The sequence below is a fragment of the Bacteroides sp. NSJ-48 genome (assembly GCF_014287405.1).
GTDB lineage: Bacteria > Bacteroidota > Bacteroidia > Bacteroidales > Bacteroidaceae > Bacteroides > Bacteroides stercoris.
The window spans coordinates 80,783-97,070 of the sequence record NZ_JACOOD010000011.1 but is presented as its reverse complement, the minus strand read 5'-3'; the positions used below and the strand labels follow the sequence as shown (position 1 = coordinate 97,070).

Below are 16,288 nucleotides of genomic sequence, written 5' to 3'. Positions count from 1 at the left end.
GTGTATCTTTACACGCTTTTAAAAAAGAAGAGAACGATGAAAACAGCGATAAAATTGGTTTTGATTTATTTTGTAATGCAGATTTTGGCTGCATTGTTGGTGATGCCTTTTGCCATGCTTTATTCGTATGCAATCAGTGGTACGATAGATGCTGCAAGCGTTATAGCTTTGGCTCCGAGTATGTTGCTGGGATTTGTCGGTATGGGCGGCTATTTGTGGAAGAAGGGCTATTTGAAAGATGACGGGCGGATATGGTCTCCGGTGTCGGTTGCTTATTTGGGATGGAGTATCATTATAGGCCTTTCTACTATTTTCCTGATAGACTTTGTGATGTCCAGACTGTCTTTCCTGCCAGATTGGATGGGAGCTACATTCGATGTGTTGCAATCGGGTTGGTTGGGCATTATCTGTATCTCGGTGTTAGGGCCTGTCTTGGAAGAGATGTTGTTTCGGGGAGCGATTACGAAAGTATTGCTGCAAAGGTACAGTCCGGTGAAGGCTATTATCCTTTCCGCTCTTGTTTTCGGAATTTTCCATATTAACCCGGCACAGGTGGCAGGTGCTGTATTATCGGGGGGCTTGTTTGCCTGGCTCTATTATAAAACGGGCAGTCTGGTTCCTGGAATTTTAATACATATTCTGAACAACAGCCTGTCGGTATTCCTCAGTTTGCATTATCCCGATGTGAAATATACATCCGATTTGCTTGGAGAACCGGTCTATTGGAGCTGTCTGGCAGTAGCGGCAGTGTTGTTTGCCGTCTCTTGTAAAGTAATGAATTCTTATCGGTTACCGGCAACTGATACAACTTTTAAAATATGAAAAGACGACTGAATATTCTTTGTGTGATTGTAGTGCTCGTGTTGAGCTATTCGGTTTTTGAGACCGGCTACTATTTTATCGTAGGGGTAAAAGCCGGTGTGGAAGCCGGGATTGACGGTAATGCTTCCGAGGCAAGCCAAAAAAAACTGATGAACATGAAGTACATCAGCCTGTTGCCGGAGCACCTTTCCGGTTTGGGCGATAACGGTCTTTTCCAAGATTCCATTTATAATGAAAGGAGCGGTGAATATGTACCGGTCTCTTTCAACTCGATGATGGTCAGTGTCGATACGGAATCCACAACTTGGGAGCAGGCTGCTTTTACTTTGTTGAATTTTCTCCATATAGTTATATGTGTCTGGAGTATTGTGCTGTTTGTCCGCTTGGTGATTTCTATCAACAAGTCCGATATCTTCAACTGGAAGAACGTCCACCGCTTGCGCCTGTTAGGGGCGGCATTGATTATCAGTTTCTGTACGGCGCTTCTTCCGGCATATCTTACTTTTAGGAGTGTAGGCAATGTTTTTTCCGTTCATGGTTACGAGTTGCATCTTTCGGATACGGTGAATACAACCACTTTGGTATTAGGAATTTCTACATTGATTGTGGCCGAGGTATTCGCAATAGGATTGAAGATGAAAGAAGAACAGGACTTGACTATTTAACCGAATATTGGGAAAAAGAAAATGATTATAGTAAACCTTGACATTATGATGGCCCGAAGAAAAATATCTTTGGGAGAACTGGCGGAGAAGATTGACATTACGCCGGCGAATCTTTCTATTCTGAAGACCGGTAAGGCAAAGGCTGTCCGTTTCTCCACACTGGAAGCTATTTGCAAGGTACTGGATTGCCAGCCGGGAGATATACTGGAGTATGTGGAGGGAGAAGAAAAGTAAACCGATGGTATATGTATGGACAGAAGAACAAAAGAACACATACTCTTATGACTATTCTATATAATAATGTGTTCTTTTGTTCTTCTGTCCGAAACAGCAACAGTCCGCTCAATTATTAGCGCTTTTTGCCTTGAATGCCAGCGCATACATCCGCATCTGTTTCACCATCGAGAGCAATCCGTTGCTGCGTGTAGGAGAAAGATGCTCCTTTAATCCTATCTTGTCTATAAAGTAAAGGTCCGCATTCAGAATCTCGTCCGGAGTATGTCCGGACAGCACTTTGATAAGCAGCGAGATAATGCCTTTTACAATTAAAGCATCGCTTTCGGCTTGGAAAACGATTCGGCCGTTTTCCTCGTCCGCCTGCAGCCACACACGGCTTTGACAGCCTTCAATCAGATTCTGTTCTGTTTTGTATTTGTCATCAAGCGGTTCCTGTTCATTTCCTAAATCGATGAGGAGCTGATAGCGGTCCATCCAGTCGTCGAAATCATTGAACTCGGCGATTACTTCATCTTGTACTTCGTTGATACTCATAATAATTTTATCTTTGGTATTTATTTTTCATTGTAGATAACTTCCATGACCGTCTGGCCTACCGCCTTCAGAGTGTTGCGGTCGATGCCGTCCATATCATCTTTCAAGGTATGCCAGTTTTCGTAGAATCCGGTTTCCTCGCTGTATTGAATGATGTCGATGGTAGGGATGCGTGCGTTCCGGAACACAAAAAGGTGGTCGTCGGTTACGATATTCCCTTTTTCTTTTACGAAATAACGTCCGTAGCCCAGGTTATTGGCCGCATTCCATACTTTCCGGTTGATGCCCTTGGCAAACTCTTCGGAGTATCCTTCGTAGAAGAAAGTGGCGTCTTTGGCGCCTACCATATCAAGAAGGATGCCGAAACGCGCATTATATCCTTGCACATGGGGATTCTGTGCCCAGTACTGCGAACCGAGTGCCCAATACTCTTCCTTATGGTTGCCTGTATAGGATTGGTGAGGGCCGTAATCTTCGGCATCTACCAGTACGATGTCGATGCCCAGTTCGGGTTGCTGTTTGTCCAGTTGGCGGGCTATTTCGAGCAATACGCCTACCCCGCTCGCACCGTCGTTGGCGCCGAGAATGGGTGTGTGACGGTTTTTCTCGTCAGAGTCGGCATCTGCCCATGGACGGCTGTCCCAATGCGAGAGCAGCACGATGCGTTTCTTCGTTTCGGGCTTGTAGCTGCCGATGATGTTGCGGGCTTTTAGGAGGGTGCCGTCATAGGCGGTTAAATCCACTTGCTGGTTGTATACAGTGGCGCCGAATTGTTCCAGCTTCTTTGCAAGATATTCTCCACAGGCTTTGTGTGCCGCAGTATTGGGTACGCGGGGACCGAAGTCTACTTGCTCCTTGACATACCGATAAGCGCTGTCTGCATCGAATTGGGGTACGCTGACCGTGCTCTTAGGTTGTTTTCCCTCACTGTCGGTATTGCCTTTGCTTTTATTGCTGCACGCTACCATCGCTATGAGCAACAGCAGTGACAGTGGGATAATTGTATAATTCCGTTTCATTCTTTGTGGGTGTTAAATGTTAGTTTCACTTCTTTTTTCCCAACTTCCAGCGTAACCTCCGCACCGTTAATCATCGGTACGTTCATCGTAACGTGTCCCACCGGAAATCCGAAGCATATAGGATAATCGTATTCTTTTACCAAATCGGCCAATGCGCCGTACAGCTCTTTGCCTAACGACATGTTCTCTTCGTATTCGGTAAACTGCCCGATAATCAGTCCGGATAGCTTTTCGAGTACGCCGCCCAGTTTCAGATTGTACATCATACGCTCCACGGCATGGGGACGCTCGCCTATGTCTTCGATGAAGAGCACCGTACCTTCTGCCGGAATGTCATAAGGCGTGCCGCGCAGCCCGTAAAGCACCGCCAGGTTTCCGCCCCGAAGGATACCCGTTCCCTCGCCTTTGCGGTTGAGCTTGTGTGCCGGGCAGGTATAGCTGAACGAGGTTTCTTCCTGCAGTTTATTGCCGAACAGGATGTCTTTCAATGCCTGGCAGCAAAGATCATCTTCCGGCTCCACGGTGAGATGCCGTGCCATGGGAGCGTGCAGCGAAGCGAAGCCGTTTTGCTGAAACACGTTGTGCAGGGCGGTGATGTCGCTGAAGCCGATAAGCCATTTGGGATGCTGGCGAAACCGGGTGAAGTCGAGCTGCCCCACCAGATGCACAGCACCGTATCCGCCGCGGCTGCAAAGGATAACTTTGGCTTTCTCATCGTCCATGGCTTCCTGCAGGTCTTTCAACCGCTGCTGTATGCTTCCGGCGTAAGTGCCGTGCGCACTGCCTGCATGTTTGGCGATGATCACCTCCAGTCCCCATGACTTCAGCCGTTTTTTGGCTCCTTTCAGGAAGGACTTGTCAATCTTGCTGGAGGGGGAGAGGATTATCGCCCGGTCGCCCTCGTGCACGTATGGCGGAAAAATAAGGCTGTTCATATTGTATATCTCTCTGTATTTGTGACAAAAGTACATAATTCACCACAGAGGGCACAGTGTTTCACGGAGTTTTTTTTATTTCTTTAAGGGGTATTGCGGCAAATCACGGCTTGTTCAGTCTTGCGACATGGCATGTTTTTTTATCAAAAGAACAAAAAGACAAAGCGGAATATGTTCTTTTGTTCTTCTGTCTGAAAAATGTGATAAAGAAATATGTTTTTTGTCCTGAAAACTCCGTGAAACTCTGTGCTCTCCGTATTGAACCTGTCAAAATGATATAAAACATAGAAATAAAATGAAGTATACCGTTCTTTTTCTCGACATTTTTTTAGATATTTGCTAAAAATCTAACGTTATGGAACCTATTCGGAACTTTGATCAATTAACTTCTCATCTCAAGACCTTAAATAAAAGGAAACGCATTGCCGTAGTCTGTGCCAATGACCCCAATACTGAATATGCCATAGCCCGTGCTTTGGACGAAGGCATTGCCGAATTTCTGATGATCGGCGATTCGGCCATCTTGGAGAAATATCCTACTTTAAAGAAATATCCCGAATATGTGCAGACGTTGCATATTGAAGATAAGGATGAAGCGGCGCGCGAAGCGGTGCGCATCGTGCGTGAGGGCGGTGCGGATATTCTGATGAAGGGTATTATCAATACGGATAATCTGCTTCATGCCATTCTCGACAAGGAAAAGGGACTGCTGCCCAAAGGAAAGATTCTGACACATCTGGCTGTCATGCAGATTCCCACCTATGATAAACTGCTGTTCTTTTCGGATGCCGCAGTCATCCCCCGGCCCACCTTGCAGCAGCGCATAGAGATGATTTGGTATGCCATCCATACCTGCCGCCATTTTGGTATCGAACAGCCGCGTATCGCACTTATCCATTGTACGGAAAAGGTGAGCGCCAAGTTCCCCCATTCGTTGGATTATGTCAATATTGTGGAACTTGCCGAGGCAGGCGAGTTTGGAAATGTCATCATCGACGGCCCGTTGGATGTAAAGACTTCCTGTGAAAAGACGAGCGGCGACATCAAAGGCATTGTATCTCCCATCAACGGCGAGGCCGATGTCTTGATTTTCCCGAATATCGAATCGGGCAATGCTTTCTATAAGGCTGTCTCCCTTTTCTCTCATGCCGATATGGCGGGGTTGCTTCAAGGACCTATATGCCCTGTTGTGCTACCTTCGCGCAGCGATTCCGGCTTGTCCAAGTATTACAGCATTGCTATGGCATGCCTCACCAGTTGCGGCTCGGAAACTGCGAATGATATTTCGCAACTATCAAATTGTAAATCGTAAATAATAAATACATCGATGAAGCTACTCGTCATCAACCCCGGTTCCACTTCGACAAAAATTGCCGTATACGAGAACGAAGTACCCCGCTTGGTACGAAGCATCCGTCACACGGTAGACGAACTGTCTTCCTTTTCTCATATCATCGACCAGTTTGAATTCCGCAAGAATCTGGTACAGAAAGAATTGGAAGCTAATAATATACCTTTTGAGTTTGACGCCATAGTGGGGCGCGGCGGACTGCTGAAGCCCATACCGGGCGGCGTATATGAGGTGAATGACGCCATGCTGGACGATATTCTTCATGCCATGCGCACCCATGCCTGCAATTTGGGATGCCTCATAGCTTCCGAACTGGCCGCGTTGCTTCCGGGCTGCCGTGCATTCATTGCCGATCCCGGTGTTGTGGACGAGCTGGATGAGATAGCCCGCATCACCGGTTCTCCCCTTATGCCCCGCATCACTATCTGGCATGCGCTGAACCAGCGCGCCATTGCCCGTCGCTATGCCGCCGAGCATCATACGCGCTACGAAGAGCTGGATTTGATTGTCTGCCACTTGGGTGGCGGCATCTCCGTCGGCGTCCATCATCATGGCAAGGCTGTCGACGTAAATAATGCGCTCGACGGTGAAGGCCCGTTCTCGCCGGAACGTGCCGGTACGCTTCCTGCCGGGCAGTTGATAGACCTTTGCTGTTCCGGTCGCTACACAAAAGACGAACTTAAAAAGCGTATCTCCGGCCGTGCCGGGCTGACAGCCCATTTGGGCACGACCGATGTGCCTGCCATTGTCCGCCGGATAGAGGAAGGGGACAAGCATGCCGGATTGGTATTGGATGCCATGATTTACCAGATAGCCAAAAGCATCGGTGCGGCTTCCGTTGTGTTGTACGGTAAGATAGATGCCATTCTGCTGACGGGCGGCATGGCACATTCCGATTATATCATTTCCCGTCTGAAGGAGCGCATTTCGTTCCTTGCACAGGTTCATGTTTATCCGGGCGAGGATGAAATGGAAGCATTGGCGCTGAATGCGCTTGGAGCATTGAGGGGGGAGCTTCCGATACGGGAATATAAATAAGTATCATAGCGCTTATAATCAATAAGATATATGTACCAGGTTTGTACTGTCCTTTGGTATGTCTTGTACCAAGCAGTGGTACTTGCCGTACCAACCTAAGGTACATGGAGTACCAACCTTTGGTAGCTGCCGTACCACTTATTGGTACACGCCGTACCAGCCGCTGGTACACCCCAAAACCTGCGGACTTATCCGAATAACTCCCGGTCTTTAGGCAGACAACTCCTTGCAGCTGTCCGGGCACTACTATAAGATAATCTGTTTATGCTTTATAAAAAAGAGGAACCGCTTCGGTCTCTTATATATGAAAAGAAGGAGCAAAGCCCCCCGACTTTGCTCCTTGCAATCTTTTTCCCGTAATAACTAATACGGAGAAAACATCACTAATTAAAAAATATGCCTTTGTCTCTTTTAGAAGTTATTCCGTCCGGTATCCCACCAAAGACGTGTACCGCCGTTGTCTGCACCGCCCAGCTTGCTGACTAAGGCGTCATACAATGCTTTATTATCCGTCTTGTAATCTTGGTTGAAGAATACACGGCGAATCATATCGTCGGTACTGATGGTATTGCCGCTGTTGTTCACCGCAACCTTGATGAGCCGCGGATAACCGGTACGGCGTTGTTCCGCCCATGCTTCACAACCTTCCGGATAGAGGGCCAGCCATTTCTGGGTGATGATTCTCTCCAGTTTTTCTTCCTTATCGGCTGTATTGTCCCATTTCGGAGTGATTGTCGAAGGTGCATCCGCATTGAATTTAGCATCGAATACATCTACGTAGGCAGCCGGGATATTGTCACTTTCCAGATAATCGCTGACGCCATTGGCATCCCATTGTGCAAAGGATACGGTGACACCTTGTTTATAACAGTTTTCCACATCATCGCCGGTGTTATATCGTAAGGCTGCTTCTGCGCGCAGGAACCATACCTCGGCCGCACTCATGACAATGATTTTACTGGCGGTCGTAATGGTAGTCTGCGAGTGTGTGGAGTAGCGGTTGTCGGCTACGCCTGTGCCTTGACGGACACCTTTGTATTCATCTTCAATGCTGCTCAGTTGTTTTACTCCGGCAACTTCTCTATTAATGTTGCCGTCTTTGTCTCTGCCGTCTTGTGCCGGGTTGAAGTAGGATTTAAGGCGAGGATCGTTGTAGCCTTTCAGGAAAGACTCCAAGCTTGCGTTCATATACACTTCGCTCCAGCTGGCAACACCACCCAGCGGGTTGCGGATGCCGTATTCGCCTACCGTTTCGTTGGCTGTTTCCAGTACACCGCCGTTGGCAGCATCCAAAGCTGCTTTGGCTTGTTTTTCGGCAAGTTCGGGAGCTACGTTAGATACACGCATGGCCAGACGCAAGCGGAGAGAGTTGGCGAATTTCAGCCATTGTGCGGGAGTGCGTTTGCCTTCCGGCATCATGAAGTCGGCGCTTTCAAAGGATACGCCGCCTTTATAATCTTTCAGTATGTTCACGGCTGTTTCCAGGTCTTCAAAGAAACGCTTGTAGACTTCTTCCTGTGACTGCGGTTTCTGGTCGGCTGTTCCGAATCCGTCGTAAAGGATAGGGCCGTAATAGTCGCTCACACGATGAAGGGTAGCTACTTTCAGAATCTTGGTAATGGCATGGTAAAGAGGCCATTCCTTTTCTGTATTCAGCGCTTCCGCATCGGCGATGGAAGGCATGACGTATCCGTAGGTGTATATCCACATGGCGCTTGTCCAGCCGTTGTTCAGATTATAGGTGGAGTTGTTGGCATTGAACGAACCGTTCATGTCGTGGAAGTATCCGCAGAACATGTCCGCCACTAAGTTTTGTATGACCTGGTATTGCCAGTCCGTACCGTCCACTCCGGTCTGGTAGATGATACCCTTTTGAATGGTGGCGAAAGGTACGAGGTTGGTCTGGTTATCGTATTTCTGTAATTCTTCTGTATAAGCTCCGTCGGTACTGTTGAAGTCGGCAAAGTTGTCGGTACAGGATGAAAAACTCAGGAGACCGCCGAGGAGCAATGCGGTTGTATATTTTATCTTATTCATATCGTTCGGGTATTTAGAAAGTAAATTTAATGTTGAATCCTATGTTTCTTGTTGAAGGCATACCGAAGGTGTCCAAACCTTGGTTGTCATTGCCTACCGACATTGTGGCATCCGGATCGAACGGTGCATCTTTGTAGATGAAGAACAGGTTGCGTGCCACCAGCGACAAGTCTATTCCTTTGATGAATCCGGTCTTTTCAAGCATTTGCTGCGGGAAGGAGTAACCCAAGGATACTTCGCGCAAGCGGATGTTTGTTCCGTCATAGCGGTAGAATTCCGTGGTCCCGTTGCCGCGGTCGCCTACCATTTGATAGAATTTCTGTACATCATTAATCTTTTGTCCTTCCAGCATATAGTAGCCTGCGTTGCGGGCATCACCGGTTGCCTTGCTCACACCGGCATAGTCCAGTCCGGCTTGTGTCAGCGAAATTACGTCGCCGCCTACGCGTGCGTCAATCAGGAAGTAAAGCGAGAAACCTTTGTATGTCACGGTATTGCTCCAGCCCAGTGTCCAGTCGGGATTGAAGTTGCCTATCTTGGCGGCTTTGTCGGTTGTAACCTGAGGCAGGCCGGCTTTTGCGTTGGGGTTACCGTCTTTGTCTGTTGCCGGTTCCAGCAGGATTTTACCGTTTGCATCGCGTACAAATACGTTGCCGTAGATGTCGCCCAGCGAACCGCCTTCTACAACCATCATTTTATAGGGCATGCTTACATTGCCCGAAGCGTATTGGAAGTTGGGTGTGCCGCCCAAGGATACAATCTTGTTCTTGTTGGTAGCAAAGTTGAACTGGGTTTTCCAGCGGAAATTATCGTTCATCAGCGGCGTAGCGCCTAAGGTGATTTCAACACCCGTATTGCGTATCTTACCTGCATTTATCCAACGGTAAGGACGTTGTTCGGCGGTGGTGTTTACGCGGATCAGTTGGTTTTTGGTATCCGTGCGGTAGAATGTGAAGTCGAAATCCAGACGGCTGTTGAAGAACTTCCACTCAGTACCTACTTCGATGGAGTTGCTGATTTCCGGTTTCAAATCTTCTGCAAAGTAGTAGTCGATGGGTTTCACTACGCCGCCTGCCGTGATGGTCTGTGCCGGACTGGTGATGCCGATGGGAAGGTCGTTGCCGACTTGTGCCCAGGAAGCGCGAACCTTGCCGAAGCTTATCCATTCGGGCAGGTTGAGAGTTTTGTTGAGAATCCATGAGAGACCTACCGACGGATAGAAAAAGCCGGAGTTCTCGCTTTTGGTGTTGGCAAGTGTGGAAGACCAGTCGTTACGTGCGGTTACATCCAGATAGATACTCTCTTTCCAACCGAGCTGTGCGGTTGCGAATGCAGACTGGATAGTACGTCTTTGGTTGGCTGTTTCATCAATGTATGAAGTACCTGCACCGCTGAGGTTCATGTTGGGAACTGTGAACACATTAGCCTTGTACAAGCCGGATTTACCGGAGTCGAGACTTAAGGAGTTGACTTTGGTGGTATTGATACTGCTGCCTATGGCGGCATTCAGGCTCCAGTCGTTCCATGTTTTGTTGAACATGGCCATAAAATCACCGTAAACCATGAAGTCCTGACGGTTCATTTTGATATAGCGGCCGTTCTGGTGGGCTACATCGGCCGTTGTTCCGGCATACATTTTCTGCTCGTAATTGTCATTGATATAGTCTACATTACCGCGTGCCTGAACGCTGAACCAGTCGTTTATCTTCAAGTTGGCGCTTAAGGAAGCTAAGGTACGGAAACGCTTGTCGTTACTGGTAACTCTGTTCGTCAGCCAATAGGGGTTCTGACTGAAACCGCTGATGTCCGTATACCAGTTCTGCAATGGCATGGATCTGTTTTCATCGTATTTTTCGAATCCGTTGTTATCGCGATAGACACTGAGGTCTTCACCGCGCGGGAAGGTATACAAACCTACCAGCGGGTTCATGTAGTAGCCGCCGGAGGTAGGGCGATTCTTGATTTTCTGGGTCATCAGGTTTACATTGGCATCCAATGTGAGGCGGTCGTTGAACAAAGAGGCTGTTTCACGGAAAGTGATATTATGCTTTTGCAGCTTGTTCACATCGACAATACCTTTGGCGGTGGTGTTGGCATAAGAGAAGTAGGTCTGCATTTTCTCTTTACCCGCCATGATGGATAGTGAATTGGTTGCAGTAACTCCGTTGCTGAAATAGTCGCCCACGTTGTCGTAAGCTTTGATGGGTGTGGAGTTTGCATTTTCCGGAACCGTACCCCAGCTTGTAGCTCCGCTTGCACCGTATTTGTCTTGGAATTCGGGCAGGCAAATGGCATGGTCTATGGTCAGGTTGGAGTTGAATACGATACGTTGCATACCGGCTTTACCCTTCTTGGTGGTAATCAGGATTACGCCGTTGGCGGCTTGTGAGCCATAGAGAGCTGCTGCGGAAGCACCTTTCAGTATGCTCATGCTTTCAATGTCGTCCGGATTCAAGTTGGAGATACCGTCGCCCGAGTCACGGTTGCCGGCATCGTTGTTACCGCCCATGGCGGAGAATGCCTGCTCGGCTACGTTGTTCAGCATAGGCACACCGTCGATAACATATAACGGTTGGTTGTTTCCATCGGCATTGGCGGAACGGATACCGCGGATGGATACTTTGGCTGAGCCGCCCAGACCGGAGGAGTTACGGGTGATGGATACGCCTGCTGTCTTACCGGCAAGGGCGTTAATCATATTAGGGTCTTTGGCGCGGGTCAGTTCATCGCCGCCCACCTGTTGGGTAGAGTAGGTGAGAGAGGCCTCTTTTTTCTTGATGCCCATAGCTGTTACGACAACGGTTTCCAATGCCAGCGCTTCTTCTTTCATTTGGATTTTGAGCGATGTACGGCCGTTGAGCGTAACGTTTATAGGTTCATAGCCTATGTAGGAAATGACTAAAGTGGCATTGGCAGGTGCGTTGAGGGTGAACTCTCCGTCCAGGTTGGTGATGATACCGTTGGTCGTACCCTTTTCCAACACATTTGCACCGATAATCGGTTCGCCCTTGGAATCGGTAACGACACCCTTTACGGTGACTCTTTCCTGTTGTGTTCCGGCTACGTTTTCGATGCTTTCACCTCTTTTGGTCAGGACTATATTTTTTCCTTCCATTACATATCTGATGTTTGTTCCGGCAAATATCTCGTCCAAAAGTTCGGCTACGGCTTTGTTTTTTGCATCTACATTAACAGTGCGCCGTACGTCGACACTCTTTTTGTTGTATACAAACAGATAGTCTGTCTGGGATTCAATTTGGGAAAGTATTTGCCCTACTCTCAGCTGAGAATCGGGGATACTTACTTTGGCGTTCTGAGAGTAGCTATTCCCGCAATATGCTTGGAATGTTACAAACAGAAGAAGGAATAGTGTGATCTTCATAGTACGCAATAATTGCTTAATTTCAAAACTTTTTGGACAAAAAAGTCCATTCAAAGAAATTTTTCTCATATCTTTGTCACTGTGTTAAGTTAATAAATTGATTAAGGTCGATTTTTGACTGTTTCGGATCGGAAAGTATGGGGGTACTTTCCGATCTTTTTTTATCAAAAAAGGGAAGTAATTCTTAGGACTGTTGCTTTATGGTTTCATGCTGTTCGATTTTAAGGGGTTAGTACTAAATTTAAAGGTTTTATTTATTCATATATGATTATCGAATCTTTGTTTTCATTGATGCGGAACTTGAACGGGTGCTCTTTGGAGATGGCTCTCAAGATGTGTTCTATGCCATCCTGCTCTCTGAATTTGCCGGTCAGGCCTTCGTGGGTCAGCAGTCTGAGGCTGGTGACGGTTATCTTTACGTTGTAGTATTTTTCGAGTTTGTCCAGGATGCCGCTGAAGGGTACATCATCAAAACAGTATAATCCCTCTTTCCAGCGGAGATATTCGTACGAGGGGAGGATGGTTTTCTTGCAGCGTCCGTCATAATTGGCAAAAAACTCATCCTTTTGAAGGCGGGTAATCACTTGGTCGTTACAGCTTGGGTAGATGTCTACGATACCCTCCACCAATGTTGTTTCAAACTCTTTGCTGCCTTTGTATGCGCAGACGTTAAAGCTGGTTCCGACTACTCTTACCTTGTGCATTTCCGTATGTACATAGAACGGTAATTTTTTGTTTTTGGCAACTTCAAAATATGCTTCACCGTCTAACTCGACGTTACGGTCATTGCGACCGAAGTCGGAAGCATACGTAAGCGTGGATTGAGCATTGAGCCATACGCGTGTACCGTCGGCAAGCGTTATTTGGGCACGTTGTCCGGCAGGGACAGTAATGGTTTGAGGCTGTGCATCCTTATTATATATATAATTTGTGGTCATGTAGTAACCGGATACGGCAATGATGACTGCCGCTGCAATACGCGCCGCCCAGCGGAGCGTCGGCATGAATCGTATTGTTTTCTTCTTATTGTCTTGTTTTGTGGAAAACAGGGATACGTCGAACAGCATACGTTCTTTCAGGTAGGCTTCCCGGTTTTCTTCAGAAGCTTCGACCCAGTCCAGAATCTGTTTCTCTTCTTCAATGGATGCCGTTCCTTTAAAATATTTGTATAGTAATTCCTGATTCATCATAAATAGAGTTGCTTGGTTAAAGAGAGGGACTTTATCGCCTTTCTGTATATATAACCGGCAAAGTGTGGACAACCCTATCAAAAAAGGAAACTTTTTTCTGGAAAAATACTTTTATTGCTCAGAGGAGTATGGAAGCCAGGTAATCTTTCAACTCCAATCGCAGTATGCGGAGGGCTTTGGTGATATGCGCTTCTACGGTTTTCAGTGAAATATGCAATTGTTCTGCAATTTGTTTGTTGGGGAGATTCTGGTAACGGCTCAGCATGAAAATAGTCCGGCTTTGTTGCGGCATTTGCTCTAAGGCCTTGTGAACGATGTGCTGTATTTCGTTGTCGAATATCTGCTCGGGTTCGCAGGCTTTTAAGGTGGATATACGCAAGTTGAGCTCCCGTTGGTTATGGCTGTTTATATTCTCTTCTGCTTGCAGGCGTATTTTTTTGTGCTCTAACAGATTGAGTGACTTGTTTTTGATTATGGTCAACAGTAAGGCATGCAGATTGCTTCCTTCTTCCCAACGATTCCGGTTTTCCCATAGGGCAATCATGGATTCCATTAATACGTCTTCCGCTTCCGCTTTATCTCTGAGGTAGGAATAAGCAAAAGTCAGGAACTTTTCTTGGTTCTCCTGGAAAAAACGCGAGAAAAGGTCCATCGTATGTAATTTAATGGAGTCGGACATTCAAATTGGAGTTTTTTCGTATGATTTAAGGTTTCGTATCACAAAGCAACATAATCTTTTCGTAATATGCAAACAATACCTGTTGTTTTTTTGATTTCCATGGGTGGGGAGTGAAAAAAAGCCCGGCAGATCACTGTCGGGCTCATATATCCTATTTATTGATAGGGATTATTTGTCTTTCTTTTCCGGCCTTTCCTGTCTTTCCGGTTTCGGAAGCAATACTTTGCGAGACAGTTTGAACTTACCGGTCTTAGGATCAATATCAAGCAACTTCACATCAATCTCGTCACCTTCCTTGATTCCGGCTTCTTCTACTGTTTCCAGACGCTTCCAGTCGATTTCAGAAATATGGAGCAAACCGTCTTTGCCCGGTAAGAATTCAACGAATGCACCGTAAGGCATGATAGAACGTACTTTACCTTTGTAGACTTCACCTACTTCCGGTACTGCCACGATACCTTTGATGATACGCATTGCATCGTCGATAGACTTCTTGTTGGTTCCGGCAATTTCAATTCTACCGATATTGTCTATTTCTTCGATAGTGATTGTTGCACCAGTTTCTTCCTGCATACCTTGGATAATCTTTCCGCCCGGGCCGATTACTGCACCGATGAATTCTTTAGGAATAGTCATGGTTTCGATGCGTGGAGCATGCGGTTTCAGGTCGGCATGCGGTTCAGCGATACATTCGGTGATTTTACTCAGAATGTATTCGCGGCCTTCTTTAGCCTGTAACAATGCTTTTTCAAGGATTTCATAAGACAGACCGTCTACTTTGATATCCATCTGGGTAGCAGTGATACCGTCCTTTGTACCGGTTACCTTGAAGTCCATATCGCCGAGGTGGTCCTCATCGCCGAGGATGTCGGACAATACGGCGTATTTTTCTTCGCCTGCATTCTTAATCAATCCCATTGCAATACCGGATACGGGCTTCTTGATTTTTACACCGGCATCCATCAGCGCCAGCGTACCGGCACATACGGTAGCCATGGAAGATGAACCGTTTGATTCGAGAATATCGGATACTACACGCACTACATACGGATAATCGGCAGGGATTTGTCCTTTCAATGCACGCCATGCAAGGTGACCGTGACCGATTTCGCGACGACCTACACCACGTTGTGCCTTGGCTTCACCCGTAGAGAACGGCGGGAAGTTGTAGTGCAGTAAGAAACGTTCTTTTCCATGTTCCAGAACGTCGTCGATAATTTTTTCGTCCAATTTTGTACCTAAAGTAACGGTAGACAAAGACTGGGTTTCACCACGTGTGAAGATAGCGGAGCCGTGAGGGCCGGGCAGATAACCGATTTCGCACCAGATAGGGCGGATTTCGGTAGTCTTACGTCCGTCGAGACGCTTGCCTTCGTCCAGGATGGAACGACGCATGGCCTCTTTCTCAACATCGTGGTAGTAGCGGTCGATAAGCGGAGCTTTTTCTTCCAGTTCTTCTTCGCTGAATTGTGCCTTGAATTCTTCGCGGATGGCATCGAAAGCATCCATACGCTCGTGCTTATTCTTGTTGCCGGAAGCTGCAATTGCATAAGCCTTGTCATAGCAAGCATCGTGAACAGCCTTGCGGAGTTCTTCATCGTTTACTTCGTGGCAGTATTCGCGTTTTACGGTAGAACCGACTTCTTCTGCCAGTTCCATCTGAGCTTTACATTGTATCTTGATTGCTTCGTGAGCAGCCTTCATGGCTTCCAGCAAGTCTCTTTCGGAAACTTCATCCATTTCACCTTCCACCATCATGATGTTTTCATAAGTGGCGCCTACCATCAGATCCATGTCAGCCTTTTCCAATTGCTCAAAGGTAGGATTGATAACGAATTCGCCGTTGATACGTGCTACGCGCACTTCGGAAATCGGTCCGTTGAAAGGAATATCTGAAACAGCGAGGGCGGCAGAAGCTGCAAGTCCTGCCAGTGCGTCCGGCATGTCAACGCCGTCTGCTGAGAAGAGGATGATGTTTACATATACCTCTGCGTGGAAATTGTCGGGGAATAAAGGGCGGAGAGCACGGTCAACGAGGCGGCAGGTAAGAATTTCATAATCAGAAGCACGTCCTTCGCGTTTTGTAAAACCTCCGGGGAAACGTCCGAAAGCGGAGAATTTTTCTTTGTACTCTACCTGTAACGGCATGAAATCTGTTCCGGGAACTGCGTCCTTGGCGGCACAAACAGTAGCTAACAGCATGGTGTTACCCATACGAAGCATTACAGAACCGTCTGCCTGTTTTGCCAGCTTTCCCGTTTCGAGCGTGATGGTTCTGCCATCAGGAAGCTCGATCGTCTTAACAATTGGGTTAATCATAAAAAATGTTTTATATCTATTTTTCTTTCAAAATGCTTGCAAAGATACATATTTTATTCGTGTAATACGGTGGGAATGAG

Annotated in this window: 13 protein-coding genes; 5 read left to right on the top strand and 8 right to left on the bottom strand. The window is 47.1% G+C overall.

Going from position 1 to position 16,288, the window contains the following annotated elements:
• Positions 1–36: 36 nt before the first annotated feature.
• Genes H8S52_RS07480 through H8S52_RS07470 form a run of 3 tightly spaced genes read left to right on the top strand, consistent with a single transcriptional unit; the run spans position 37 to position 1,721 of the window.
• Positions 37–822 carry a CPBP family intramembrane glutamic endopeptidase gene (locus H8S52_RS07480; RefSeq protein WP_186909554.1) on the top strand — a complete coding sequence of 262 codons (786 nt, stop codon included), beginning with the start codon at positions 37–39 and terminating at the stop codon, positions 820–822.
• Entirely contained in the window at positions 819–1,487 is a 669-nt protein-coding gene (locus H8S52_RS07475) for a DUF2975 domain-containing protein (RefSeq protein WP_186909553.1), read from the top strand. Before H8S52_RS07480 ends, H8S52_RS07475 begins: the two co-directional genes overlap by 4 nt.
• A gap of 21 nt (positions 1,488–1,508) precedes the next feature.
• The gene (locus H8S52_RS07470; protein ID WP_005655323.1) at positions 1,509–1,721 is read left to right on the top strand and encodes a helix-turn-helix transcriptional regulator; all 213 of its coding nucleotides are present in this window, start codon (positions 1,509–1,511) and stop codon (positions 1,719–1,721) included.
• Between the two features lie 108 nt (positions 1,722–1,829).
• Here the strand turns inward: H8S52_RS07470 and H8S52_RS07465 are convergent, their stop codons facing one another.
• Genes H8S52_RS07465 through H8S52_RS07455 form a run of 3 tightly spaced genes read right to left on the bottom strand, consistent with a single transcriptional unit; the run spans position 1,830 to position 4,212 of the window.
• Positions 1,830–2,258 (bottom strand): SufE family protein, encoded by a 429-nt coding sequence (locus tag H8S52_RS07465; protein WP_117907546.1) that lies wholly within the window; start codon positions 2,256–2,258, stop codon positions 1,830–1,832.
• 20 nt (positions 2,259–2,278) lie between these two features.
• A complete protein-coding gene (locus H8S52_RS07460) occupies positions 2,279–3,277 on the bottom strand; it encodes a M28 family peptidase (RefSeq protein WP_186909552.1) in 999 nt (332 codons plus the stop codon).
• Positions 3,274–4,212 carry an LD-carboxypeptidase gene (locus H8S52_RS07455; RefSeq protein WP_186909551.1) on the bottom strand — a complete coding sequence of 313 codons (939 nt, stop codon included), beginning with the start codon at positions 4,210–4,212 and terminating at the stop codon, positions 3,274–3,276. The genes H8S52_RS07460 and H8S52_RS07455 overlap by 4 nt, the downstream gene beginning before the upstream one ends.
• A 355-nt stretch (positions 4,213–4,567) precedes the next feature.
• Between H8S52_RS07455 and H8S52_RS07450 the strand changes: the two genes are divergently transcribed.
• Positions 4,568–5,524: a phosphate acyltransferase gene (locus tag H8S52_RS07450; protein ID WP_005655313.1), complete on the top strand. Its 957-nt coding sequence runs from the start codon at positions 4,568–4,570 to the stop codon at positions 5,522–5,524.
• Positions 5,525–5,539: 15 nt separating this feature from the next.
• Entirely contained in the window at positions 5,540–6,601 is a 1,062-nt protein-coding gene (buk, locus tag H8S52_RS07445) for a butyrate kinase (RefSeq protein ID WP_117984887.1), read from the top strand.
• 411 nt (positions 6,602–7,012) lie between these two features.
• On the opposite strand, the gene H8S52_RS07440 is transcribed toward buk, so the two are convergent.
• From H8S52_RS07440 to pnp, 5 genes are all read right to left on the bottom strand, one after another.
• Complete coding sequence (locus H8S52_RS07440; protein ID WP_118939995.1) at positions 7,013–8,638, bottom strand: SusD/RagB family nutrient-binding outer membrane lipoprotein; 1,626 nt, start codon at positions 8,636–8,638, stop codon at positions 7,013–7,015.
• Positions 8,639–8,651: 13 nt separating this feature from the next.
• A complete protein-coding gene (locus H8S52_RS07435; protein ID WP_118939996.1) occupies positions 8,652–12,089 on the bottom strand; it encodes a TonB-dependent receptor in 3,438 nt (1,145 codons plus the stop codon).
• Between the two features lie 185 nt (positions 12,090–12,274).
• A complete protein-coding gene (locus H8S52_RS07430; RefSeq protein ID WP_186909561.1) occupies positions 12,275–13,207 on the bottom strand; it encodes a FecR family protein in 933 nt (310 codons plus the stop codon).
• A gap of 121 nt (positions 13,208–13,328) precedes the next feature.
• Complete coding sequence (locus tag H8S52_RS07425; protein ID WP_016660821.1) at positions 13,329–13,889, bottom strand: RNA polymerase sigma-70 factor; 561 nt, start codon at positions 13,887–13,889, stop codon at positions 13,329–13,331.
• Positions 13,890–14,057: 168 nt separating this feature from the next.
• On the bottom strand, positions 14,058–16,208 hold the full coding sequence (gene pnp, locus H8S52_RS07420) for a polyribonucleotide nucleotidyltransferase (protein ID WP_005655301.1): 2,151 nt from the start codon (positions 16,206–16,208) through the stop codon (positions 14,058–14,060).
• Between the last annotated feature and the right edge of the window lie 80 nt (positions 16,209–16,288).